Source organism: Sphingobacterium anhuiense (genome assembly GCF_042686355.1).
Classification (GTDB): Bacteria; Bacteroidota; Bacteroidia; order Sphingobacteriales; family Sphingobacteriaceae; genus Sphingobacterium; species Sphingobacterium anhuiense.
This window is the reverse complement of the sequence record NZ_JBHUPE010000002.1, coordinates 207,733-231,331: the sequence shown is the minus strand read 5'-3', so window position 1 is coordinate 231,331 and position 23,599 is coordinate 207,733. Positions and strand designations below refer to the sequence as shown.

Sequence of the window (23,599 nt, the reverse complement as noted above, 5' to 3'; positions counted from 1 at the left end):
TAAATTTCGATTTTTAATCAGCCTTATTAAAAATCCCTACATATTGTATTTTTATGAAAAGAACTAATCTCACGTATATTTTATCAAAAAGAGTCTTAGGTTACGCCTTATTTTTTACCTTTTTTGCTCTAGATCATGGATTTGCACAAAATCGATCGCAGCAGGGGTCGCAGGTATTAGAGCCTATTGTGCAAAAAATCGTAGCAGAAGCCAATCATAATTCTCAGCTAGAATCGCTTGCGTTTGAACTGTTAGATGTAGTTGGCCCCCGCTTAGTGGGGACTCCAGGCATGACCCGTGCAAATGAATGGGCACTTGCCAAATTTGAAAGTTGGGGAATTACAGCTCAAAATCAAAAATTTGGAGAATGGAGAGGATGGGAGCGCGGTATTTCACATATCGATATGATCACACCCCGTGTCAAATCATTGGCGGGAACACAACTTGCATGGAGCCCGAGTACAAAAGGGAAAAGTATACAAGCGGAAGTTATTAGCCTACCAGATGTAAAGGATTCCTTATCATTTCATAAGTGGCTCCCTTCTGTTAAAGGTAAATTTGTGATGATTTCAATGCCACAGCCAACCGGTCGTCCGGATCATAACTGGGAAGAGTATGGGACCAAGGAATCTATTGATCGGATGAAAGTGTCTCGGGACTCCCTAGCAGTTTTATGGAACAACCGTATCAAAGCTTCTGGAGTATCAGCAAATTCTATCCCAGCCATGTTGGAAGATGCAGGTGCAGTGGGTATATTGACCAGTAATTGGTCAAAAGAATTTGGCGCGAATAAAATATTTGGAGCACGGTCATATAAGGCGCCATCGCTCGATATCTCCTTAGAAGATTATGGTATGTTATACCGTTTAACCGAAAAGGGAATCAGTACAAAGATCAGTGTCGAGACTGCTTCAAAGGATTTAGGAAACGTACCATCATTTAATACTATTGCAGAAATTAAAGGAAGTCAATTTCCGAACGAATACGTCATTCTTTCAGCTCACCTTGATTCTTGGGAGGGAGGTTCAGGAGCAACAGATAATGGAACCGGAACTATCGCTATGATGGAAGTCGCACGTATTTTGAAAAAGATCTTACCAAATCCTAAGCGAACTATACTAATCGGTTTGTGGGGAAGTGAAGAACAGGGTTTAAACGGTTCCCGTTCATTTGTCTTGGACAATCCGGAGATAATCGAAAATACACAAGCTGTTTTCAACTTAGATAATGGCACAGGCCGTGTCGAGCGAATTAATGGCTCAGGCTTTGTTCATGCTTATGACTTTGTATCCCGCTGGATGTCTGCTGTACCTGCGTATGTTACAAAAGATATAAAAACTGAATTTCCTGGATCGCCAGGTGGCGGCGGATCAGACCACTCATCCTTCGTTGCGGCAGGAGTACCAGCTTTTATGCTAAGCTCATTGTCTTGGGGTTATTTTTCAAATACATGGCATACCAATTTGGATACTTATGATAAGTTAGTGTTTGATGATCTCAAGTATAATGTAATTCTTACTGCTGTGATGGCATATAAAGCCTCTGAGGAAGGTAAGTTGGTTAATCGGGAGCAACGGGTGCTTCCGGCGGGAAGTGATGGTAAACCGGGTATTTGGCCCCCTATTAGACAGCCAAGGAGAACAGGAGTTGGATATTAGGTAACATTTGAAATAGATTCTTTATTAAGAATTTGTAAAATATTGGGCTTTTATTAGTTCATGTTATTAATAAGGATTTTTAAATCCTTATTTTTGTTTTTATCTGTATGTCAGATTGAAACAAATTAGATTGGAATTTATAAATGGCGAAGACACAGGATAATAGTCCGAAAAATTATATTCAAATAAAAGGGGCAAGAGTCAATAATTTAAAGAATATTGATGTCGATATCCCTAAGAACAAACTGGTTGTTATTACAGGTATGTCAGGCTCGGGCAAATCTTCCTTAGCATTTGACACGCTCTATGCCGAGGGGCAACGTCGTTATGTCGAAAGTCTCTCGTCCTATGCCCGTCAGTTTATGGGAAGGATGAATAAACCTGAAGTTGATTACATTAAGGGTATAGCACCGGCGATAGCGATTGAACAACGCGTTATTACAAGCAACCCACGCTCTACTGTCGGTACATCGACTGAGATTTATGATTATCTGAAACTATTATATGCACGTATAGGCAAAACCTATTCTCCCGTATCTGGACAACTTGTTACGAAAGATACAGTATCCAGTATTGTAGATTTTGCAACGGCTTTAGAGCAGGGAACATCTATTACCATTTATGCTCCACTAATTCCTACCAACGATCGTAAGTTAAAAGAGGAACTTTCGCTTTTATTGCAGAAAGGTTTTGTTCGTATCAAGTATAAAGGTGAGCTACAGAAAATAGAAAGCATTATCGATGACAAGAAAGTAGATAATAAAGCGATTAAAGAAGGTGAAATAGAAATCGTTACGGACCGTCTTCGTATCGACTCGGATGACGATACCTTAAATCGTCTTTCGGATTCTATTCAAACAGCTTTATTTGAAGGAAAAGGTAATTGCTCCATAGCCGTAGGAGACGAGTTACATCATTTCTCAGATCGTTTTGAGCTTGATGGAATCTTGTTTGAAGAACCAACAGCTAATTTCTTCAGTTTTAATAACCCATATGGAGCATGTCGCCGTTGTGAAGGATACGGTAAAGTGATTGGTATTGATCCAGATCTTGTCATCCCAGATAAAAGCCGATCGGTATATGATGGTGCTATCGCACCTTGGCGAGGGGAGAAGATGGGCGAATGGTTACAGGCACTGATCAAAGTTTCATTAAAGTTTGACTTTCCTATCCATCGTTCCTATTCTGATCTAACAGCGGCACAAAAGAAATTGCTGTGGACGGGTAATAAGTATTTTTCAGGTTTAAATCAATTTTTTCAAGAGCTTGAGGAACAGACTTACAAAATCCAATATCGGGTCATGTTATCCCGCTATCGTGGTAAGACAGATTGTCCAGAATGTCATGGTTCCCGTCTTCGTCAGGATGCAACCTACGTTAAAGTTGGTGATCGATCCATTACAGATATCGTATTAATGCCTTTAGATAAAGCATTGGAGTTTTTCCAAGGGTTAGAACTAAAAGGAAATGATCTTTTAATTGCGAAGCGGTTATTATCTGAAATTGAAAGCCGGTTACAGTTTTTATGTGATGTAGGATTGAGCTATTTAACTTTAAATCGCTTATCCAACTCTCTTTCTGGAGGTGAATCGCAACGTATCAATTTAGCGACTTCTTTAGGAAGTTCGTTGGTTGGGTCAATTTATGTCTTGGACGAACCGAGTATAGGTTTACATCCTCGCGATACACAAAGGCTTATAGGTGTTTTAAAATCGCTAAGGGATATTGGTAATACAGTCATTGTGGTCGAGCATGAAAAGGAAATGATGGAGGCTGCCGATTATCTGATCGATATTGGTCCGGAAGCAGGTATAAATGGTGGTGAATTGGTATTTGCGGGTCACTACGATGATATCATTAAAGATAAAAAAAGTTTAACAGGTCGTTATTTAAGCGGACAAGATCAGATCGTCATTCCGGCTCAACGCCGTACATGGAACAATTCCATTACCGTTAAAGGAGCGCATGAAAATAACCTGCAGGGTATCGATGTGACTTTTCCACTTAATAATTTTACTGTTGTAACCGGTGTTTCCGGTTCTGGGAAAACATCACTTGTAAAACGGATTTTATATCCAGCGCTGCAAAAAGCGATCGGGAATTATTCCGGTGAGCAGACAGGAGTTTACGATGGAATTGAAGGAGATATTGATCGCGTTGAACAAATTGAAATGGTTGATCAGAATCCGATCGGTCGTTCTTCACGATCAAATCCCGTTACCTATGTAAAAGCTTGGGATGAAGTTAGAGCTTTATATTCAAATTTACCGGCAGCTAAAGCTGCAGGACTAAAACCCGCCGCCTTTTCATTTAATGTGGAGGGTGGTCGCTGTGACGTATGCCAAGGCGAAGGAGAAGTCAAGATTGAGATGCAATTTATGGCCGATATTGTGCTGCCTTGTGAAGCTTGTGAAGGCAAACGCTTTAAACAGCATGTACTTGATGTCCAGTATAAAAGTAAATCGGTTTCAGATGTTTTGGAATTGAGTGTTGATGAGGCTATTGTTTTCTTTGCTGATCAACCTAAAATCTTATCTAAACTTCAACCTTTACAAGATGTTGGACTAGGTTATGTGAAATTGGGACAATCATCGAGTACACTATCTGGTGGAGAAGCACAGCGTATTAAACTGGCTTCATTCTTAATTAAAGGAAATAACAGTAAGAAAACACTTTTTATATTTGATGAACCAACAACAGGTCTCCATTTTCATGATATTAAGAAGCTCTTGAAATCGTTTGAGGCACTGATTAATTTAGGGAATAGTATTTTGGTTATCGAACATAATATGGATATGATCAAATCGGCAGATTGGGTGATAGATATCGGTCCTGAAGGCGGAGATAAAGGAGGGAAATTAGTTTTTGCAGGACTTCCTGAAGATTTGGTCAAATGTAAAGATTCTTATACAGGGCAATATTTACAGACTCATTTAACGAATTAATTTTACATTTATAGCCTAAACAAAATAAAAGACATGATTAAAAAAATGTTAATAATGATGTGCGTAGGGTTGAGTAGTTTGACAACCTTTGCACAGTCGCCAGAACGTCCTAAATTAGTCGTGGGTCTTATGGTTGACCAGATGCGTTGGGATTACCTGTACCGATTCGCTGAACGTTATGGTGAAGGTGGTTTTAAAAGATTGTTGAATGAGGGATTTTCATGCGAAAATACGCTGATCAACTACATTCCAACGTATACTGCTATCGGCCATAGCTCTGTTTACACAGGATCAGTACCTGCTATACATGGTATTTCAGGTAATGATTGGATTATGGAGCAAACTGGTAAACCAATGTATTGTACTCAGGATGACAATGTCGTTGGGGTAGGTACAACAGAGGCTGAAGGAAAGCAGTCTCCACGCAATTTACTCGCTTCTACAATTACAGATCAATTGAAATTGGCGACCAATTTTCAATCAAAGGTTATCGGCATTGCTATTAAAGACCGTGGCGGTATTCTACCTGCTGGTCATTTTGCTGATGCAGCCTATTGGTTTGAATCTAAGTCAGGTAATTGGATTACGAGCAATTTCTACATGGATAAATTACCAAACTGGGTAACAGATTTTAATAAGAAAAAACTTGCTGAAAAGTATTTAAAACAAGATTGGAAACCATCTTACCCGTTATCGACCTATACTTCAAGTATTGCTGATGATAATATTTATGAAGGAAAATTTGCTGGAGAGGCAAGTCCAACATTACCAAGGGCAACTTCCAAATTGATGGCTAGTGAAGGGTATGAGTTGATTAAGACGACGCCTATGGGAAACACATTGACATTAGATTTAGCTAAAGCAGCTATAGAAAATGAAAAACTTGGAAATAACCCAACGAAAAGTACGGACTTTCTTTGTGTAAGCTTATCTGCTACTGACTATGTGGGACATCGTTATTCCCTTTCTTCTGTAGAAATTGAAGATATCTATTTAAAGCTGGATCATGAACTTGCAGATCTCTTCAACTATTTGGATAAATCAGTTGGTAAAGGTAATTACACATTCTTTTTAACAGCAGATCATGCCGCATCTTATAATTCACGTTATTTCATGGACATGAAAGGGAATGGGGGATATTTTCCAGGCAGACAGATCTTAACAGCATTGAATGATAATTTGAAAGCTAAGTTTGGTCAAGAAAAATTGGTTAAGAGTCTAATGAACTATCAAGTACATTTAGACAATGAGAAGATTGAAACTTTAAAACTAGATGAAGAAGCCATCAAAACGGATATCATCAAGTATTTGAAAAAACAGGATGGTGTTGCATTTGTTTTTGATATGTCCAAAGGTGATGTTCTTCAAGCTCCTCTAGCGATCCGCGAAAAAGCAATTAACGGATATCATATGAAGCGAAGTGGTGTTATTCAGATTGTTGTTGAACCACAATGGTATGAGGGATCTCCTCGTTCTACAGGTACAACGCACGGTACATGGTCAAGCTTTGATTCACATATACCATTAGTATTTATGGGATGGGGTATCAAACATGGCGTTTCTAATAAAGCTGTAAACGTTACTGATATTGCTCCAACTTTAGCCGCGTTGTTGCATGTTATGGAGCCAAATGGCAGTATCGGTACTCCTATAGTAGAAGTGTTAGGACAGTAATATCGCTTTTAAATGCTATATTACAGGTAAAATTTGTTAGATTTCTGCTATATAAATTTACTGATTGAAGAGAAGAGGGAGGTAAAATTGTTTTATAAGCAATGCAATAAGATTGTAAATAAAACAATTTTATCTAAGTTTGTAGATAAAATTGAATAAATAATATGCTTTCTAAAAAGACAAAATATGCCATTAAAGCCTTAATGGTTTTAGGTAGGAACTACGGTAAAGATCCCATGCAGATTGTAAAAATTGCAGAGGAAGAAAACATTCCGAAGAAATTTTTAGAACAGATATTGTTGGAAATGCGTAATGCAGGGATTTTGTATAGCAAGAAAGGTGCAGGAGGTGGTTACAGTCTAAATAAAGCACCAGAAGATGTTTATTTATCTCAGGTGATGCGATTGATCGACGGACCTATTGCCTTATTGCCATGTGTCAGTCTCAATTTCTATCGTTCATGTGATGAATGTACCACAGAGCATGCCTGTGGTATACGCGACACTTTTGTTGAGGTTCGTAATGCAATGTTACAAATACTAAACGATACGAGTGTTGCGAGTCTAATAAACAAGGAAAAACAATTAAACCTAGACACTACAGAAGATAGCTAGATAAATTAAACTTTTTACTGAAAGGGCCGAATTATTTGATTAATTCGGCCTTTTTTATTTTTAACGAAAATTTAACAAAAAGCATACGACTTTATCGTATTAAAACTATATCTTTAGTTTTTAATATCATTATAAACCGAACCTAATGGCCAAATTCTATTGGAGCATATTATTACTATGCTCATTTATGCTGACCAATGCAACACATGCACAAACAAAAGTATCGGGAGAGATTGTAGATTCGAAGGATGGGGGGAAACTTGGTAAAGCGGCTGTTGTATTATTAAATGCGAAAGATTCCGTTCTTGTCAAGTTCGTTAGAACAAATGAAAATGGATCCTTTTCCTTTCCTAAAATTGATACAGGAACTTACCGGTTCATTGTCTCCTTTCCTCAATATGTGGATGTTGTCAAGGATGTCACTGTAGGTCAAGAGCCCATTGCTTTTGGAACTATTAAACTATCAAAAGCAGCATTGCTTTTGGAAGAGGCACAAGTGACAGGTAGAATCCCTGTTGTCATTAAAGGGGATACCATTGAATATGATGCAGGAAGCTTTAAAGTCGAAAAAGATGCTAAAGTGGAAGATCTTTTAAAAGTCTTGCCTGGTATGACCATGGATGCAAACGGAAAGATTACGGCTAATGGAAAAGAAGTGAAGAAAGTATTATTGGACGGAGAGGAGTTCTTTGGTGATGATCCGACGCTCATCACCAAAAATATTCGGTCGGATATGGTCAGTAAGGTACAGGTGTATGAAAAGAAATCAGACCTGGCAGATCGTACAGGTGTTGATGACGGCGAACGCACACAGACTATTGATATCAAGTTAAAGGCCGATAGTAAGAAAGGAATGTTTGGGCAAGCTACCGTTGGTGGAGGTACCGATAACTACTATGGGGGCAAAGTGATGGTCAATAAATTTAAAGGGAGCCAGAAAATAGCTGTTTATGGTATTGCTGCCAATGATGGTATGGTGGGACTTGGATTTGAAGATGGACAGAAGTATGGTGTAGGGAGCAGTAATGTGGAAGTGATGGACGGCGGCGGTATTATGATTTCTGGTGGAGATGGTTCAGAGGGAGGATTTGATGGAAGATTTTATGGAGGCGGAGTACCCAAGGCATTAAATTTTGGAGCAAGTTACTCTGATAAAACGGCAAATGATAAGCATAAAATCAATGTCAATTTTAAGCGCAATCAGCTTAATGTAACCAATACGAGTACTTACTCTGCCCAAAATAACCTTCCTGAACAAGCACGTATTGATAATTCAGTGACGAGTTCGGACAATGAGACCAAGACAAATGGAGCAAACCTAAGGTATGATTATAAATTAGATTCCTTAACCGATATGACTGTGAAAATGGGTTTCAATAAATCGCAAAGAGATAACTTTTCAGAAACATTTGCGGACCAAAAAACTTTGGAAGGGCAGGGAATTACGGAAACATATTCTAAAAATAATTCAAGAACTGATCAGGATCAATTAAATCTTAATCTTTTGCTAACCCGCCGTTTTAAGAAGGTAAGAAGATCATTGACTTTAGCGGTCAATACCAATACCGATCAGAATAATAGCAATACAAATTATTTTTCTAGTGCATATCTTTTTAAAGATGACCGTACAGATACGATAGACCAGTTTAAAAGAAATAAAAATAAGAATACGAACTTAGGAGCATCATTGACTTTTACAGAGCCTTTATCTAAAAAATTGACAGGATCTATTGGATATTCTTTTTTAAATAATCGATCGGAGACTCTAAATCAATCTTTTGATAAGGATTCAATTACTGGTGAATATACTGTGCTCGATCTGGCGATACTCAATGATTTTGATTTTACAAGTACAAAAAATGGTTTAAGTACTTCACTCAATTATAAAGACAGTAAGTTAACGGTCAATCTAAGTAACCAATTGGATTTTGAAGATGTGAAGCGTGAGTACAATAATTTAACAACTGTGCTTCAGCGCAATCAAACTTCTATACGCCCGACCTTATCGGCTAATTATAATCTTACAAAAAGTAAAAGTGTTTATTTAAGATATTCAGGAAGAACTATTCAACCTTCACTGACTCAAATAGAACCTTTAAAGCAAAACTCACAACAATTAGTGACATACCTCGATAATTTCGATCTAAAGGCTGGTTTTAGTAATAATTACTCTGTAGAATTTAATTCTTACAAGCAACTTAAGGATCAAAGTATCTATGTTTATTTGAATGGTTCTCAAGGAATCAATAATATATCCACTAAGGTAACTTATTATGAAGATGGTCGTCAGGATATTCAGTCTGTTAATATTGATAAGGCTAACTGGAGTATATATGGCGGATCTGGATATCGTTTTGTCGTGCATAAAAAATGGGGACTGAATTTAAACCTTGGCGCTAATGTACAGTACAATAGTCAATATAGTTATCTATCACTTGGAAAGGGAGAGCCTAGTTTAAATCAGAATGAAAGTTGGAGCTTAGCTCCGAATATCGGATTTAATCGTTCTAAGGCTAATAAGTTAGATTTTTATCTATCAGTTAGTCCAGGCGTTGAAAATTTAAGTTCATCCTTACAACCTGAGTTAAGCAGAACATCTTTTAAAATGAATACGTTTGGTAGGGCCACTTATTATTTACCAAAAGAGTTTAAAATATCGATTGAAGGCCGTCAAAACTATCAAAGTTCAACTCAGACATTACAATCTATAAATATCGTCAACATGAATGGTTTTATTTCGAAAAAATTCTTAAAGGACAAATCTTTAGAAGCACAACTTTTTGTAAATGATATCTTTAATAAGAATAGTGGTATTAACCGGTATCAGAGTGGGTCTTCTTTTATTCAGTCCAGTAATGAGGTATTGCGCCGCTATGGAATGTTGAAGGTGATTTATAATTTTACAACCATGAAAGGAGGAAAATAAAATGAAAAAATATATTGTATCAATGTTTTTAATTATCGGATTTATAACAAGTGTGTCCGCTCAATACGCCTTTTTTCCCAGCAGTGGCACCGTAACTTTTGAACGTAAATTCCATTTACATAACTTTCTAAAACGTAATTTTTTAAACAAACCTGATCTTAATGGTTGGGATAAAATCAGTGTTGAGCAGGCGATGAAATCCGGTCCCGCAGAGATGATTACGCATCATAGTCTAAAATTTTTTGATGATGAAACGATCTTTGAGACTATTCAAGAGGATTACCCGCCGAATTATCGCAATTACTCCTGGTACAGTCCGTTTATAAGTGATTCCAAGACCTATATCAATGTTAAAGATAATAGTTTCTTAAAATTGCTTCCTTTTGGAGATGAAGAATTATTAATGAAAGATTCGTTACCTAATGTGAAGTGGAAGTATACGGATGAGTACCGAAATATCGCAGGCTACGATTGCCGTAGGGCGAATGGTATTATTCAAGATTCAATTTATGTAGTGGCATTTTTTGCAGGACAGATTCCCAGCCCAACAGGTCCAGAACTTATTCATGGTTTACCAGGGATGATTTTGGGCGTATCCATTCCGAGTATGAACATTAATATATTTGCAACAAAGGTGGAATTAACCAATACTCCAGTTTCCAATGTGCTGACAAAGAAAAAGAAAGTGGTGGCCGAGCCAAAAACTGCAGTTATCGCAAAACTGAAATCATCAGTTTATGATTGGATGGACGAAAAGGAATTCAATAAAAAGCTGAAAGCGATATTATTTTAAACAAGAAAGGGAACTCATCGTTCCCTTTCTTGTTTAAATATAGTTTTTTATCGAATGGTACTACCCGGTTTGATTGCCGAGGTTGGATTCACAAAGTCCAAACGGCCATCAGCATCCTCAGCCATTAAGATCATCCCTTGAGAGGTGATTCCTTTGATATCGCGAGGCTCCAGATTTACTAAAATAGATACCTGCTTACCAATGATTTCTTCAGGAGTGAAGAATTCTGCAATTCCGGATACAACCGTACGTTGGTCAATTCCAGTATCAATTTTGATTTTTAATAATTTCTTTGTTTTAGCAATTTTCTCTGCTTCTAAGATCGTACCCACACGAATATCAAGTTTCGTAAAATCTTCGAAAGCAATATTTGCTTTAGCCGGTTCAGTTTTCACATTTGCTGCTGCATTTGCAATTTTTGCCTGAGCCAATTTGTTTAATTGAAATTCAACCTGCTCGTCTGTGATTTTTTCGAACAATAGTTGGACTTCACTCAATTGGTGGCCATCAGCAATTAAATCCGCTTTACCTGCATTTGTCCAATTTGTACTTGGGAAATCAAGCATTTCGAAAAGTTTTGTAGCAGTTTTCGGAAGGAAAGGCTGTGCTAATACCGCTAAGTTTGCGACTATTTGTGTGGCCACATTCAGAACCGTTTTTACACGTTCCTCATCCGTTTTGATTACTTTCCAAGGCTCTTCATCTGCTAAATACTTATTTCCTAAACGAGCAACATTCATAAACTGTGCTAATGCCTCGCGGAAACGATATTGCTGTATAGAGCCGGTGATCGCATCAGGGAATTTTGCTAATTCAGCAAAAACATTGTGATCAACTTCATTTAACGGAGAACCGCTAACTACTTTGCCATCAAAATATTTGTGAGAAAGTACCATGACACGGTTGACAAAGTTACCAAAGATAGCAACCAGTTCATTGTTAACTCTAGCTTGGAAATCCTTCCATGTAAATTCACTATCAGATGTTTCAGGAAGAATAGAAGTCAATACATAACGTAATTCATCTTGTCTACCCGGAAACTCTTCTAAATATTCATGTAACCAAACAGCATGATTACGAGAGGTCGATAATTTGTCGCCTTCAAGATTTAAGAATTCATTTGCTGGTACGTTATCCGGTAAAATATATTCACCATGTGCATGTAAAATTGCGGGAAAGATGATACAGTGGAATACGATATTATCTTTTCCAATAAAATGGATTAAACAAGAGTCATCATCAGGATTTGCTTGTTTTTTCCAATAATCTTCCCAGTTTTTACCATGATCAATAGCCCATTGCTTGGTAGCAGAAATGTAGCCTATCGGAGCATCTAACCAAACATAAAGTTTTTTACCAGCAGCCTCTTGAAGTGGAACATCTACTCCCCAGTCCAAATCGCGGGTCATAGAACGAGGTTGTAAACCTGATTTTAACCAAGATTGGCATTGACCAAAAACATTTGATTTCAAAACGTCTTTTTTACCTTCGATCAACCATTTCTCTAACCAAGGTTGGTATTTATCTAGGGGCAAGTACCAGTGTTTTGTTTTTCTTAATACCGGTGTTTTTCCGCTCAATGTCGATATTGGATTGATTAAGTCTGTTGGACTTAACGAAGTACCACATTTCTCACATTGATCACCATAAGCACCTTCCGACTTACAGTTAGGGCAAGTACCAACAATATAACGATCAGCTAAGAATTGATGAAAATCTTCATCATAGTATTGTTCCGAGAATTTCTCAACGAATTCACCTTTATCGTACAAATTCGTGAAGAATTCTTGAGACAACGCATGGTGGATAGGTTCAGAAGTGCGGTGATAGATATCAAATGCAATACCGAACTCTTCAAAGCTCTGTTTAATTTGTGAATTGTACTTATCAATAATTTGCTGTGGTGTGATACCTTCTTTTTTTGCACGGATGGTAATCGCCGCGCCATGTTCATCAGAACCACAGACATAGACAACGTCTTTATCGTTAAGACGTAAATAGCGCACGAAAATGTCGCCAGGAATATATGCGCCGGCCAAGTGACCAATATGCAAAGGACCATTAGCATAAGGCAATGCAGATGTAATGGTGTAACGTTTTTTGGATAAATTACTCAATGCTATACAGTAAATTAGTAGTTAGCGAAATAAAAAAACACTATAAATGTTTGTTTCTTTGACAAAGATAATTCAATTTGCGGTATTAAAATAAAGATTATGACGAAAATACCTGAATTTCTTAAAGCAGGCGATAAAGTCGCAATTGTCTGTCCTGCAAGTTTTATTCGTGGAAATATAGATGCCGCCGTTAAAATTTTGGAATCATGGGGCCTGGAGGTCCTTTTGGGAAAGACTGTCACAGCCACTTACCATCAATTTGCGGGAGATGATCATGAAAGAGCTGCCGATTTGCAATGGGCTTTGGACGATGAGACGATCAAAGCTGTTTTTGCGGCAAGAGGTGGATACGGCTGCGTAAGGATTATTGATCAACTTGATTTTTCGCTTTTTCAAAAACAGCCTAAATGGCTTGTTGGTTTTAGTGATATTACTGTTTTACATAGTCATATTCAACAGCAATTTGCCATTCCTACCATACATGGGCAAATGCCAAAATCTTTTGAAGCAGGTACTAAAGCTTCTTTAGATACATTGAAGGCCGCTCTTTTCGGGCAGTCGGTAGACTACAGCTATGAGCAGAGAGAATTTCCAAATAGAGTAGGAGAAGCAACAGGAATACTTGTTGGAGGAAATTTAGCTATTCTACTATCCGTACTGGCATCTGAGTCTGATGTCAATTACGATGGTAAAATTTTGTTTATCGAAGATGTCGGAGAGACTTTCTACAGTGTCGACCGTATGTTATGGGCATTGAAGCGGGCCGGGAAATTTAAAAAATTGAAAGGCCTGATTGTCGGCGGTTTTTCCGGAACGAAAGATGCTGATCCTTCATTTGGACAGTCTGTCTCTGAAATTGTGATGGACAAAGTAAGGGAAGCAGATTTTCCTATTGCATTCGCTTATCCTGCCGGTCATATTGATGATAATCATGCATTAATTTTTGGGAAGAAGGTGAAATTAAAGACCACAAAAAATAAGGTTTCATTAACATATATCGATTAAATATTATGGCACTATTTCAAAATTTAGGAAAATATAAAGATTTCGGTTTATTGATCATGCGTGTTGGTTTAGGCGTGATGATGATTGTGCATGGATTCCCGAAAATGATGGGCGGAGTAGAAACATGGACCAAGCTTGGGGGTTCTATGGGAGTATTAGGCATTCATTTCTTACCCATTTTTTGGGGATTTATGGCCGCCGTTACCGAAGGAGTAGGAGGTTTGTTTTTATTGATAGGCCTTTGGACTAGACCTACTTTACTTTTTTTAGCGTTCACAATGATTGTTGCGGCCCTTGTTCATTTCGGAAAAGGAGATGGCATTAAAGGAGCCTCTCATGCCATTGAATTATGCTGTGTTTTTATTGGTCTATTATTTATCGGTCCGGGAAAGTATTCTGTTGATAAGAAATAATACAGTTGAACTTATTGTAACAAGAGAAAAGGCTTAACACATCGTGCGTTAAGCCTTTTCTCTTGTTCTGTGAACGTTCTATTTTAGTATGTCGAAACAATTCCCAAGTCTCCGATAGGAGTGATTACTCTAAACTTGTAGGTCGACTTGCTATTAAATGGAATCGCACCTTTATATTCTTTTGATTTTAAAGTAGGTTCCGTGTTATCTTCACTGTAGTAAATTTTAAAACCAGGGTAGTCGGTGTTGGCTGTTAACTTTCCATCGATCAATTTTACTCCGACAGCAGGTACACGATAATGATACCCTTTATTTAATTTATCTAATTTCTTCAATTCATCATTACCTAACTTCTGCATAAATCCAGCATAGCTTTTTTGGTAAGTCTGATGATCAAAATTTTCGCCATTTTCCCAGCTTTGTTCCGGAGCCCATCCACGATCGGCAACTGCCAATAAGCGTGGAAAAATCATTTCTTCAAGACGCGTATCGTTATTTATTTTTTCAGACCAAAGTCCAGCTTTAACACCCAAAAAGTTTGCTTTGCCTTTTTCCGTTAAATGCACCTTATTTTTTGCGAAATCTTTCGGTAACTCGTTTCCTGAATTGTCTTTGAACAGGTTAATAAAATAGTTCTCCGGAGCAAACGAGTATGTTTTGTTAATATCAACCAATCCTACCCAGCTATGTCCCGGCTCAGCAAAGTTATGGTCCCAGGTCATGTCCAGATAGTTGTTATAAGCAGAAGTAAACACAACTTTGTAACCTGCATTCGCTAGGCGGTACGCTAAATCTTCCTGTCCACCACCGATCAGGTTATTCCAGACGTTTAAGTTGATGTTATGATCGGCCAGTGCTGGATTTACATCCATTCCCTTTCCGAAATTTTTCATCCCCATTTCTTCCCAGCCCGACATGATCAATCCTTTAGAGTGGCATAATTCATTAATACGGTTAATGTAATATGGCCACACATCATGCACGGATGTGATGTTATTTTCTTTCATGAAAGCTTCGATCTTTGGAGATTTTTCCCAGACGCCAGCAGGCGTTTCATCACCACCTAGATCGATAATCTTTAAAGGTACACCGGCTTGTTCATGCATTTTTTTCACTTCATCGATTACCTTACTTAAGAACTGGTACGAAGAAGGTAAGGCAGGATTTAAAACGTTGTCGTTCCAGTTCTGTGCAGAGTTGTATACCGATAGGTCTTCTGGATCATGTAATAAATATTCTTCCGCACCTTTTAGGTCTCCGGCTTTTTTAAGTTTATTGTAACGCGCTTCCATTGATTTTATCGCAGCACGTGCATGTCCAGGAGTTTCAATTTCTGGAATGACATCAATATGTCTTGCGGCTGCATAACGTAAAATCTCGATATAGTCCTGCGTGCTCAGATATTGTTTCTCTTTTGCTACCGCTCCAGATCCATAGGCCGGTTGTATGGCTTTTCCATCTTTAAAGTTGGCAGAGCGTACACTACCGACCTCAGTCAATTCAGGTAATCCTGGAATTTCTAAACGCCAGCCCTCATCATCGATGAAGTGGAAGTGAAATTTATTCAGTTTGTACTGCGCCATTGCATCCAAAATACGAAGTACCTCAGCTTTGCTATGGAAATTACGTGCCACATCCAGCATGAGACCACGATACGGGAAACGGGGCTGATCTTTTACCTGAGCATATGGGAAATTCAATGATTTATTCGTCGGGCTCCATGCTGCGGCAGGAATTAAAGATTTTAATGACTGTAAACCGTAGAATGCACCCGTAGGAGTACTTGCTTTAATTTCGATTCCTTTGCTATCGATATTCAGTGCATAAGCCTCGTCTTCAAAGCCTGCAGTTTTAACGATCTTGATTTGGGCGTCTTTACTCGTGCTTTTCTGTGCCTGTATTCCAGTTTGATCTTTTAGAAATTGAATGAATAAAGCGGCTTCATTATTAAAATCATTATCGCTATTGATTGAAATAGTATTTGTCAATTTAAATGACTTTGTTTTATCAAAGCTTGCTTGCGCAGGTAGCGGTAGAATATCCTGCTGTGAGCCTTTAGAAAGAAGTTCATTGCTCGCAAACTTCTGCTCTAAATAGGCTTTACGCTGTTCTGCTGTAAAGGTATTGCGTTGCGCTTCATAGTTTTTGATGTCCGCATAGGTGTCTTTACCATCATAGCTTACGTAAAGCCCGATTGGTCCATCCGTATAATTTATCAGGCCACCGAGTGTTGTAAAATTGATTTCAATGGTATCTTTGGGCTGTAGTGTTAGATTGTTTTTTGCAAATTCGATCTGGAATAAATCTCCATTACGATGTGACAATTTAAAACGGGAATCAACAGATTTTGCATCTATTCCACGGATGAAATTAAACCATAGTGACCAATCTTTAAGTGCAATTTGCTGACTGTCTGTGTTTTTAATGATTAATTTTGACGTCGGGTTTTTCTTTAAACTTATTCCTGTTGGAACTTCCCAGCGTACTGAAATCTTATTTTCAATGTTTGCAGGAGACTGGGCAAAGAGATTTGCTGTCAATAATGCCATTGTAGTAGACAGCCAAATGGACTTTTTATACGGTTGATAACTCATGAATCTATAAGTTGTTTAGTTTGTTGTGTGATCTAAAGATACAATTTTTAGAGAAATAAATAATTTTTCATTTTTATTTTGAAATATTCAATAACCTTTCTATATTTGCACACCGAAACACAAAAAGGCCCGTTCGTCTAGGGGTTAGGACGTTAGATTTTCATTCTAGAAACAGGGGTTCGATTCCCCTACGGGCTACAAAAAAGCGACTTCAAAAGAGTCGCTTTTTTTATGCGCTTTATTTGGCATATGTCCTATTTTATGCTAAGGTATTTTGTGTGATTTCTATAAATTAATACCCTATTTAATTCCATTTTTTTCATCAATTAATCTATCCCCAAAGAAGCAGATGTAGCATCTTTTTATTCTCTATCTGTGGCATCGTTGTCATACTAATCAATTTAAATTTAAGATGCGCGTACGGGGAGTTTGATTATGTAATAAATCACATACATGGAAGTTATATGGGTGAATTATATTATTTTTGGAATTTATGCTATTAATTAGCATAGAAATTAAACTTAATTTAATGATGAATAAAAAAATTATATATGGTTTATTAGGGGCAGTTATTTTAAGCGCAAGTTTAAAATTGGGGTATGCTCAGCAAAAGAATTTTGAAACCGCTACGGTATCAACCCTTCCTTCTATATTTCCCTCACCTGTGTTTATGGAACTTCAAGGCGAGAGCTTTCCTCTTGGACAGACCATTACTTTAGTTGCATTACCAGAGGTTAGTGAGTATACTAAGACCACAGTGGTGAAGATGCTGAACAAGGCAGGAGTGAAGAATGTGAATACAACCCAAAAGATTCCAAAGTCAATTCGAGGTACAGTAGTGGTTCTAGGGGAGAGCAAAAGTGGGGACGGAACAGCACTTCTTAGCAACAACCAGGCAATTTTAGATGCTCATAAAGAAGGTTATGTAATTTCTAGTGGAAAAAAAGATCAAGGTTTTTTAATATCACTAATGGGGCATGATGCGCATGGTCTATTTCATGCCACACAAAGCTTCGCACAGTTAATCACAAGCGCTTTCTTTCCATCACTATTGATTCAAGATTACCCAGCTCAGCCTATCCGCGGTTCGGTGGAAGGGTTCTACGGGAAACCCTGGACTATGCTAGAGCGTGAGCAACATTTATTATTTTTATCCTCTGTTAAAGCCAATACCTACGTGTATACGCCAAAAGATGATCCTTACGCTAGAGATAGATGGAGACAGCCTTATCCAGCGGACACATTATCAGAACTTGGCCGTATAGCAAAGATTGCAACCGATAATCATATCAACTTTGTTTATGCAATATCGCCTGGTCCAACGATTTGTTTTTCATGTAAAACAGATTTTGATCTATTAAAAGACAAGGTAAATGCGTTAAGAAGTGTGGGTGTGCGTAGTTTTTATTTGGCATTAGATGATATTGAGTATCAAAAATGGAATTGTAATCAAGACTCGATCACTTTTGGGAAATCTGGTCCTGAAGCTGCCGCGGTAGCACAATCTTCATTATTAAATAAATTGCAGGACTATATTAAGGGAGTAGATCCTGAGGCGCCAAATTTAATTATGGTTCCCACAGAGTATTATGATGCTAAAGAAACCCCGTATAAAGCCGCATTACGTAAAAATTTAAATCAAGATATCGTTGTTCAATGGACAGGAACTGATGTCGTTCCGCCATCAATTTCAATAAATGATGCAAAAGCCGCTACTAAGGTGTTTGGAAAACCAACATTGCTTTGGGACAATTATCCTGTAAATGACTATGCAGAATCTAAAGGAAGGCTTCTTTTAGCGCCATATGATAGAAGGGAAGCAGGGTTATCAAAACAGCTTGCTGGCATTTTATCCAATCCAATGAATCAGGAAGCTGCTAGTAGAGTAGCCATATCGGGAGTCGCTGCTTTTGCCTGGAATGATCAAGATTACGATGCTTCTCGTACTTGGACATTTGCTGCGCGTCAATTAGCTGGAAATAATCCAAAAACCACTCAGGCACTATTGCTGTTTTTCGATACCCAGCATTTAGCCCCAACATTTGGAACACACCCTTGGCAAGTGCAAGCACCAGCATTAAAGTTAATTTTAGATAAGTTTAGAGATGCTTTTTCTTATGGTAATAAAGATGACCGTGCGCAGGCTATTAAAAGTCTCATAAATCATGCTCATGAATTTAGAAATGCTCCAAATATTATTCGTTCAGGAACAATTGATAAGGGTTTTGTTCGTGAAGCTGGACCGTGGTTAGATGCGATGGCAATATGGGGAGAGGCTTTAGAATCTGTTGTCACAGGTTTGCAGGAGGTACAAATGGGTAAAAGCAACAGTGTCAGTTATTTTGATAAAGCTCAAGAACTCGCTAAAAAGGCAGCTGTTATTCCATCAACTCCAGGCGCGACTCGCTTTGAAGGACCAGTTAAAATTGCTGACGGAGTATTGGATGTATTTATTAAGGATGTACCAAAATTACTTTATATAGCAAAAGGTAGTAAGTAGATCATACTTGTTGGTCAGATTAATCCAACGAGAAGATATCAAATCTTTCATTAAAGAACAGCTAAAGGTAATTCCTTTAGCTGTTCTTTTTTGTTGTAACTTGATTTCAGACTCGATATTAAATGGGTTTTAAGATAGAAATAAGAAAGGAGCGGAAGGTCGATATTTGTAAAATCTGTAATACTTTAGTGAAGCCTTATGTTGATTAATAATCAGCAAATTAGATAGTTTGTTACTTATTTTTTGTTCACTATTTCACACATGTTCACGTTCCATGAACATGTGTGAAATAGTGAACATATATTTGTTTTATCTTTCTCATGGGGCATTTACCGGCTATTGGAATAACTCTTAAAAATCTTATCAGAAGCCAATTTGTGGAACATGAGGAAGCTCTACCAAGTATTCCCTGAATTTGCCCCATTCTCTATGTAGCGAATCTTCGCTGGACAAATATCCGTTTGATTATGCATATCGATGAATTCAGCGAACAGGACTATTATATCAAGGATGCAACAGGTGAACAATAAGCTAATGATGACTTGACAACGAGATGTGCAGTAAGTAAACTGCGATAAGAAGTAGTAGGACGAAGTGTCAAATAATGAAGAATTGGCGCATTTCAGGGAAGCTAGGTAACCGTCAGTTTTATGGTTAGTGTGCAATGGAGCATGTCTTCGCGCTATGGCGTAGCGGTTTCGACGATGGAGAAAAGCATTTAAACCTAGGTCGATGTGATTTAGAGCGGCGGGGAAATGTTTTGGTCACCCGGGGAAATGCAACACACCGTTGACAGTGTGGCTTTGCAATATGTCTAAGAGTTTTTGAGGTTCATGAAAGGGGGAGGAGGAAGGACTAAGTGATTCACCGAGATGACGGATTAATATGGATACTCGGGAAAATGCATCGGAATGGTGGCTGTATAATTTCACCACGTGGCGAAATGGTCAAGTGCGTCCGGAGATTCCTTTCGCCATACCGCGATATTGACCATGGAATTTTTTTATTAAAAGTTTTTTTTCTAAAATCTCATGATATAAATAGTTATTCGGAAGTAGACTTCATCTCAAATATTGACAAATAAAATTTAGATTGCAGATCATTTTTTGATGATCCTTACCACGATTTTAGGTTCCAATTGGATTATTCAGAGTGATAGATGAATGCAATACTCATTTAACTTTTTGAAAAGCAAATAGTTGTAAGCTAATTATTCCTATTGAAATAAAAAAAGTCCAGATCAACTTCGTCGATCTGGACTTTTTGTTTTGGGATATTGTTTATTCCCAAGTTTTTTCGCCTTTTTTCATTTTTTGAAGCGTTGCTAAATAATCCTCTTTTTTATCGTTTGCAGTCAAAAGTGATATCGCTTTCTCTTGTGTTTTGATTGCTTGATCTTTGTCACCTAGACGATAAAGAAGGTTGGCAAAGGTATCTAGATACATCGGTGTATCTTTCTCCTTCTCCAGTGATAATTTGCTCCATTCTGAAGCCGCTTTTAAACAAGCTGGGTCATCACAATTTTCAAAGATAGACCAAGCCATCTGGTTTAATTCCATTGCTGTGACCGTCGAACCGTATTTGGCAATATACTTATTAAAACTATCTCTCAATCCAGGATAGTTTTTAGTATAAGAGAAATAACGCGGTTGCATTTCCAAACTCGTTTTTTCGGTATTGACTGTAGGGTATTTCTGAGCCAGTTCTTTTTCTATAGCAGCAAAATCTACATCTTCCTTAGCCAGTATTTTGGTATTGACAGCTTCACTGATCAATAGCTTAGCTAAGAAATCATTTGCTTTAACCTTCTCGCTGATGGCATCAAACTTGGTTGGGTTATCTTTTATTAAGTTAAATGCTTTCGAATCCTTAATGCTCGCAGAAGAAATCAATAACTCTAAATTGTCTTTTGTAAAAATCTGATCTGTTGATAGCGAAGATAATACAATGCTCTCAGCCTTTGCCTGTGTTTCTTTATCATAAGCTTCTTTTGCCACTTGGGCCATAGCTTTTGCAATCGTTGTATTTTGTGGATCAGCATTGAATTTTGCCAATAGGGTTTCATACTGGGTATTCGGATCCAATGCCTTTTGAGCTTTAGCAATAAATCCATCCGCATCACCGCCCCCTACAATTCGGTGTACAAGCTTGCCTTTTGAATCAAAGATCAAGAAAGTAGGATATGCTACTACTTTATAATCTTTGGCAAAACGATCTGCTTCCGCGTACCAGGATTTTACTTCTTGATTATCCCCTTCGGTCTTATCCATTTGGATTTTGGCATTGATAAATTTGGCGTTGAAGAAATCACCTACCTTCGCCTGTGGGAAGATTGTGCTTGTCATGTACTTGCAGGGGCCACACCAAGTGGTGAAACAATCGACAAAAATAAATTTGTTTTCCTTGGCTGCCTTTTCTTTAATTTGATTCCAATTGAGACCATGCTCAAATTTTACCCCGTCGCTCTGAGCGAATAGTAATGATGGAACCAAGAATAGCATTAAAATTAATTTTCTCATAATCCGTTGATATTTATATGTGAATTTACTGAAATAAAAGCTTACCAAAAAATATTACAAAATCTTCAGAACCCGTAGAGCCGAAACCGAGGATTAATCAATAAGTCAATGCTCGGAATATCATACCCCAGTTAATAATGGTCAGTTCCCCGAATTTGACCAATTATCTACGCAGCGCGTAGTGAATCTTAGCTGGACAAATATCTGTTTGCTTATGCGTATCGATGAACCCAGCGAACGGGACTATTATATCAAGGAGGCCACAGTTGATATAAACTCACTATTCTCACCAATCGTTCATCTGAAAAGAATTCCAATTTGATCATTGATTCATATAGAATAATTCCTTAGTACTAGTTATGAGTCAATACTTTTTTTTAGTTTAAATAAGCAAAAAAATATTTGATGATTATTAAGATTTATGTTAATATACAATTTGATTACACCAGTTTTCTAAGTTTAAGATTTATCCCAAAAATGGATGTTTCCAAGGTGCTCGATAAGGTCTTCTTAATAATTTGGTTGCTTCAGGATCATCAATACATATTTTTTTAATAGGATCGTAGACCAATGGCCTATTCAATAACATGGATAGATTGGCGAGGATACAACTTGCAGTTGAGATATGTCCTTCTTCAATATCAGCAATAGGGAGATGGTCATTTTCAATCGCAGATAAAAGATTCAGCATATGTTGGCGGGTAGCAGGAGCGGTGTGCAGTTCGATTCTGGGTTCATTGAGATCTGCGGGAAATTTTTCTTTCTCATAAACGACATCCATCGCTATACGCTCTCCTTTACCAACCGGAATAAACTCATATTTCATGACACTGCCTTTTAAAGTACCTTTTTCGCCATAGATAACAAATGCCCAAGGGTATTCTGGATCTGCAGGAGTTCCCCAGGACCGCATCTGCCAAACGCAATTTAAGTCAGGATATTCAAATATAGCAGTCTGTGTATCCGCAATATTGGATTTTCCGCCTTTTTGCACAAATATCCCGCCTGTTGAAGTAATCTTTTCTGGCCATTTAAGTCCTAAAAGCCAACGAACAGTGTCGAACATATGCATACCCATATCGCCGGTAATACCATTACCATACTCCATGAAAGTGCGCCACCAGCCACCATGTGGTAAACCATCATAAGGACGCAATGGAGCCGGGCCTGTCCACATTTCATAATCCAGAAAGTCAGGAACAGGTTCTACTGCAGGATTTCCATTTTTACGCATATGATAATAACAGCACATCTCTACATGTGATATTTTACCAAGCAACCCTTGATCTATTATTCTGTTTTTTGCGTCTATAAGGTGGGCTGTACTTCTTCTCTGAGTACCTATCTGTACTTTTTTATTGTGTTTTCTTGCTGTGCTCAGTATCGCTTCGCCTTCCAGAACATCAATGCTAATCGGTTTTTGGAGATAAAGATGTGCCCCTGAACGTATGGTATCGATTGCTTGTTGCGCATGCCAGTGATCGGGAGTTCCGATGAGTACCAGATCCAGTTTATGTGCGTCGAGCATTGCTCTGTAATCATTGTAAAGTTTTGGTACTTTTCTGGATATTTGGCGTTCACTGATCAATTTTCCAGCTTCTTCCAGATGTTTGCTGTCCACATCACAGATTGCTACAACATCAATATCGCGTACCTGCATGAGTCTAAATAGATCGCTTTTCCCGTACCAACCTGCTCCAATCAATCCGACCCGCATATTTTTAAGTGTACTTGTAGAGAAAACGCCTTTTGCTTGAAGAGCAGATAAAGTTAAAACAGCAGTAGCACCTTGAATAAATTTTCTACGGTTCAGGTTGAAATCAGGCATAATTTGTTGGTTT

13 protein-coding genes and 1 tRNA gene are annotated in these 23,599 nt (G+C 37.9%); 10 read left to right on the top strand and 4 right to left on the bottom strand.

Annotated features, from left to right (window positions below; all coding sequences use genetic code 11):
- Window positions 1–53 precede the first annotated feature (53 nt).
- From ACFS6I_RS04200 to ACFS6I_RS04175, 6 genes are all read left to right on the top strand, one after another.
- Entirely contained in the window at window positions 54–1,658 is a 1,605-nt protein-coding gene (locus ACFS6I_RS04200; RefSeq protein WP_380918371.1) for a M20/M25/M40 family metallo-hydrolase, read from the top strand.
- Window positions 1,659–1,801: 143 nt separating this feature from the next.
- Window positions 1,802–4,603 (top strand): excinuclease ABC subunit UvrA, encoded by a 2,802-nt coding sequence (gene uvrA / locus ACFS6I_RS04195; protein WP_380918369.1) that lies wholly within the window; start codon window positions 1,802–1,804, stop codon window positions 4,601–4,603.
- Between the two features lie 33 nt (window positions 4,604–4,636).
- Window positions 4,637–6,277 (top strand): alkaline phosphatase PafA, encoded by a 1,641-nt coding sequence (gene pafA / locus ACFS6I_RS04190; protein WP_380918367.1) that lies wholly within the window; start codon window positions 4,637–4,639, stop codon window positions 6,275–6,277.
- Window positions 6,278–6,441: 164 nt separating this feature from the next.
- On the top strand, window positions 6,442–6,891 hold the full coding sequence (locus ACFS6I_RS04185; protein WP_021190852.1) for an RrF2 family transcriptional regulator: 450 nt from the start codon (window positions 6,442–6,444) through the stop codon (window positions 6,889–6,891).
- A gap of 145 nt (window positions 6,892–7,036) precedes the next feature.
- The gene (locus ACFS6I_RS04180) at window positions 7,037–9,817 is read left to right on the top strand and encodes an outer membrane beta-barrel protein (protein ID WP_380918365.1); all 2,781 of its coding nucleotides are present in this window, start codon (window positions 7,037–7,039) and stop codon (window positions 9,815–9,817) included.
- A gap of 1 nt (window position 9,818) precedes the next feature.
- The gene (locus ACFS6I_RS04175; RefSeq protein ID WP_380918363.1) at window positions 9,819–10,610 is read left to right on the top strand and encodes a GLPGLI family protein; all 792 of its coding nucleotides are present in this window, start codon (window positions 9,819–9,821) and stop codon (window positions 10,608–10,610) included.
- Window positions 10,611–10,657: 47 nt separating this feature from the next.
- Here ACFS6I_RS04175 and metG read toward each other — a convergent pair whose 3' ends face one another.
- Entirely contained in the window at window positions 10,658–12,727 is a 2,070-nt protein-coding gene (gene metG / locus ACFS6I_RS04170; RefSeq protein ID WP_380918361.1) for a methionine--tRNA ligase, read from the bottom strand.
- A gap of 99 nt (window positions 12,728–12,826) precedes the next feature.
- Between metG and ACFS6I_RS04165 the strand changes: the two genes are divergently transcribed.
- Both ACFS6I_RS04165 and ACFS6I_RS04160 read left to right on the top strand, forming a co-directional pair.
- The gene (locus ACFS6I_RS04165; protein WP_380918359.1) at window positions 12,827–13,732 is read left to right on the top strand and encodes a S66 peptidase family protein; all 906 of its coding nucleotides are present in this window, start codon (window positions 12,827–12,829) and stop codon (window positions 13,730–13,732) included.
- A gap of 5 nt (window positions 13,733–13,737) precedes the next feature.
- The gene (locus tag ACFS6I_RS04160; protein WP_315400086.1) at window positions 13,738–14,145 is read left to right on the top strand and encodes a DoxX family protein; all 408 of its coding nucleotides are present in this window, start codon (window positions 13,738–13,740) and stop codon (window positions 14,143–14,145) included.
- 83 nt (window positions 14,146–14,228) lie between these two features.
- Here ACFS6I_RS04160 and ACFS6I_RS04155 read toward each other — a convergent pair whose 3' ends face one another.
- Window positions 14,229–16,739, bottom strand: coding sequence for a family 20 glycosylhydrolase (locus ACFS6I_RS04155; protein ID WP_380918357.1), 2,511 nt, complete (start codon window positions 16,737–16,739; stop codon window positions 14,229–14,231).
- A gap of 126 nt (window positions 16,740–16,865) precedes the next feature.
- On the opposite strand from ACFS6I_RS04155, the gene ACFS6I_RS04150 reads away from it, so the two are divergent.
- A tRNA-Glu gene (locus ACFS6I_RS04150) sits at window positions 16,866–16,937 on the top strand.
- 331 nt (window positions 16,938–17,268) lie between these two features.
- Window positions 17,269–19,239: a beta-N-acetylhexosaminidase family protein gene (locus ACFS6I_RS04145; protein ID WP_380918355.1), complete on the top strand. Its 1,971-nt coding sequence runs from the start codon at window positions 17,269–17,271 to the stop codon at window positions 19,237–19,239.
- 1,280 nt (window positions 19,240–20,519) lie between these two features.
- Here the strand turns inward: ACFS6I_RS04145 and ACFS6I_RS04140 are convergent.
- Window positions 20,520–21,758, bottom strand: coding sequence for a thioredoxin family protein (locus tag ACFS6I_RS04140; protein WP_380918353.1), 1,239 nt, complete (start codon window positions 21,756–21,758; stop codon window positions 20,520–20,522).
- A 466-nt stretch (window positions 21,759–22,224) separates the two neighbouring features.
- Complete coding sequence (locus ACFS6I_RS04135) at window positions 22,225–23,586, bottom strand: Gfo/Idh/MocA family protein (RefSeq protein ID WP_380918351.1); 1,362 nt, start codon at window positions 23,584–23,586, stop codon at window positions 22,225–22,227.
- Between the last annotated feature and the right edge of the window lie 13 nt (window positions 23,587–23,599).

Excerpts from the sequence above, each read along its gene's own strand:
- ACFS6I_RS04200 (WP_380918371.1), top strand. The coding sequence starts at position 54 with ATGAAAAGAACTAATCTCACGTATATTTTATCAAAAAGAGTCTTAGGT.
- uvrA (WP_380918369.1), top strand. The coding sequence starts at position 1,802 with ATGGCGAAGACACAGGATAATAGTCCGAAAAATTATATTCAAATAAAA.
- pafA (WP_380918367.1), top strand. The coding sequence starts at position 4,637 with ATGATTAAAAAAATGTTAATAATGATGTGCGTAGGGTTGAGTAGTTTG.
- ACFS6I_RS04185 (WP_021190852.1), top strand. The coding sequence starts at position 6,442 with ATGCTTTCTAAAAAGACAAAATATGCCATTAAAGCCTTAATGGTTTTA.
- ACFS6I_RS04180 (WP_380918365.1), top strand. The coding sequence starts at position 7,037 with ATGGCCAAATTCTATTGGAGCATATTATTACTATGCTCATTTATGCTG.
- ACFS6I_RS04175 (WP_380918363.1), top strand. The coding sequence starts at position 9,819 with ATGAAAAAATATATTGTATCAATGTTTTTAATTATCGGATTTATAACA.
- ACFS6I_RS04165 (WP_380918359.1), top strand. The coding sequence starts at position 12,827 with ATGACGAAAATACCTGAATTTCTTAAAGCAGGCGATAAAGTCGCAATT.
- ACFS6I_RS04160 (WP_315400086.1), top strand. The coding sequence starts at position 13,738 with ATGGCACTATTTCAAAATTTAGGAAAATATAAAGATTTCGGTTTATTG.
- ACFS6I_RS04155 (WP_380918357.1), bottom strand. The coding sequence starts at position 16,739 with ATGAGTTATCAACCGTATAAAAAGTCCATTTGGCTGTCTACTACAATG.
- ACFS6I_RS04145 (WP_380918355.1), top strand. The coding sequence starts at position 17,269 with ATGATGAATAAAAAAATTATATATGGTTTATTAGGGGCAGTTATTTTA.
- ACFS6I_RS04140 (WP_380918353.1), bottom strand. The coding sequence starts at position 21,758 with ATGAGAAAATTAATTTTAATGCTATTCTTGGTTCCATCATTACTATTC.
- ACFS6I_RS04135 (WP_380918351.1), bottom strand. The coding sequence starts at position 23,586 with ATGCCTGATTTCAACCTGAACCGTAGAAAATTTATTCAAGGTGCTACT.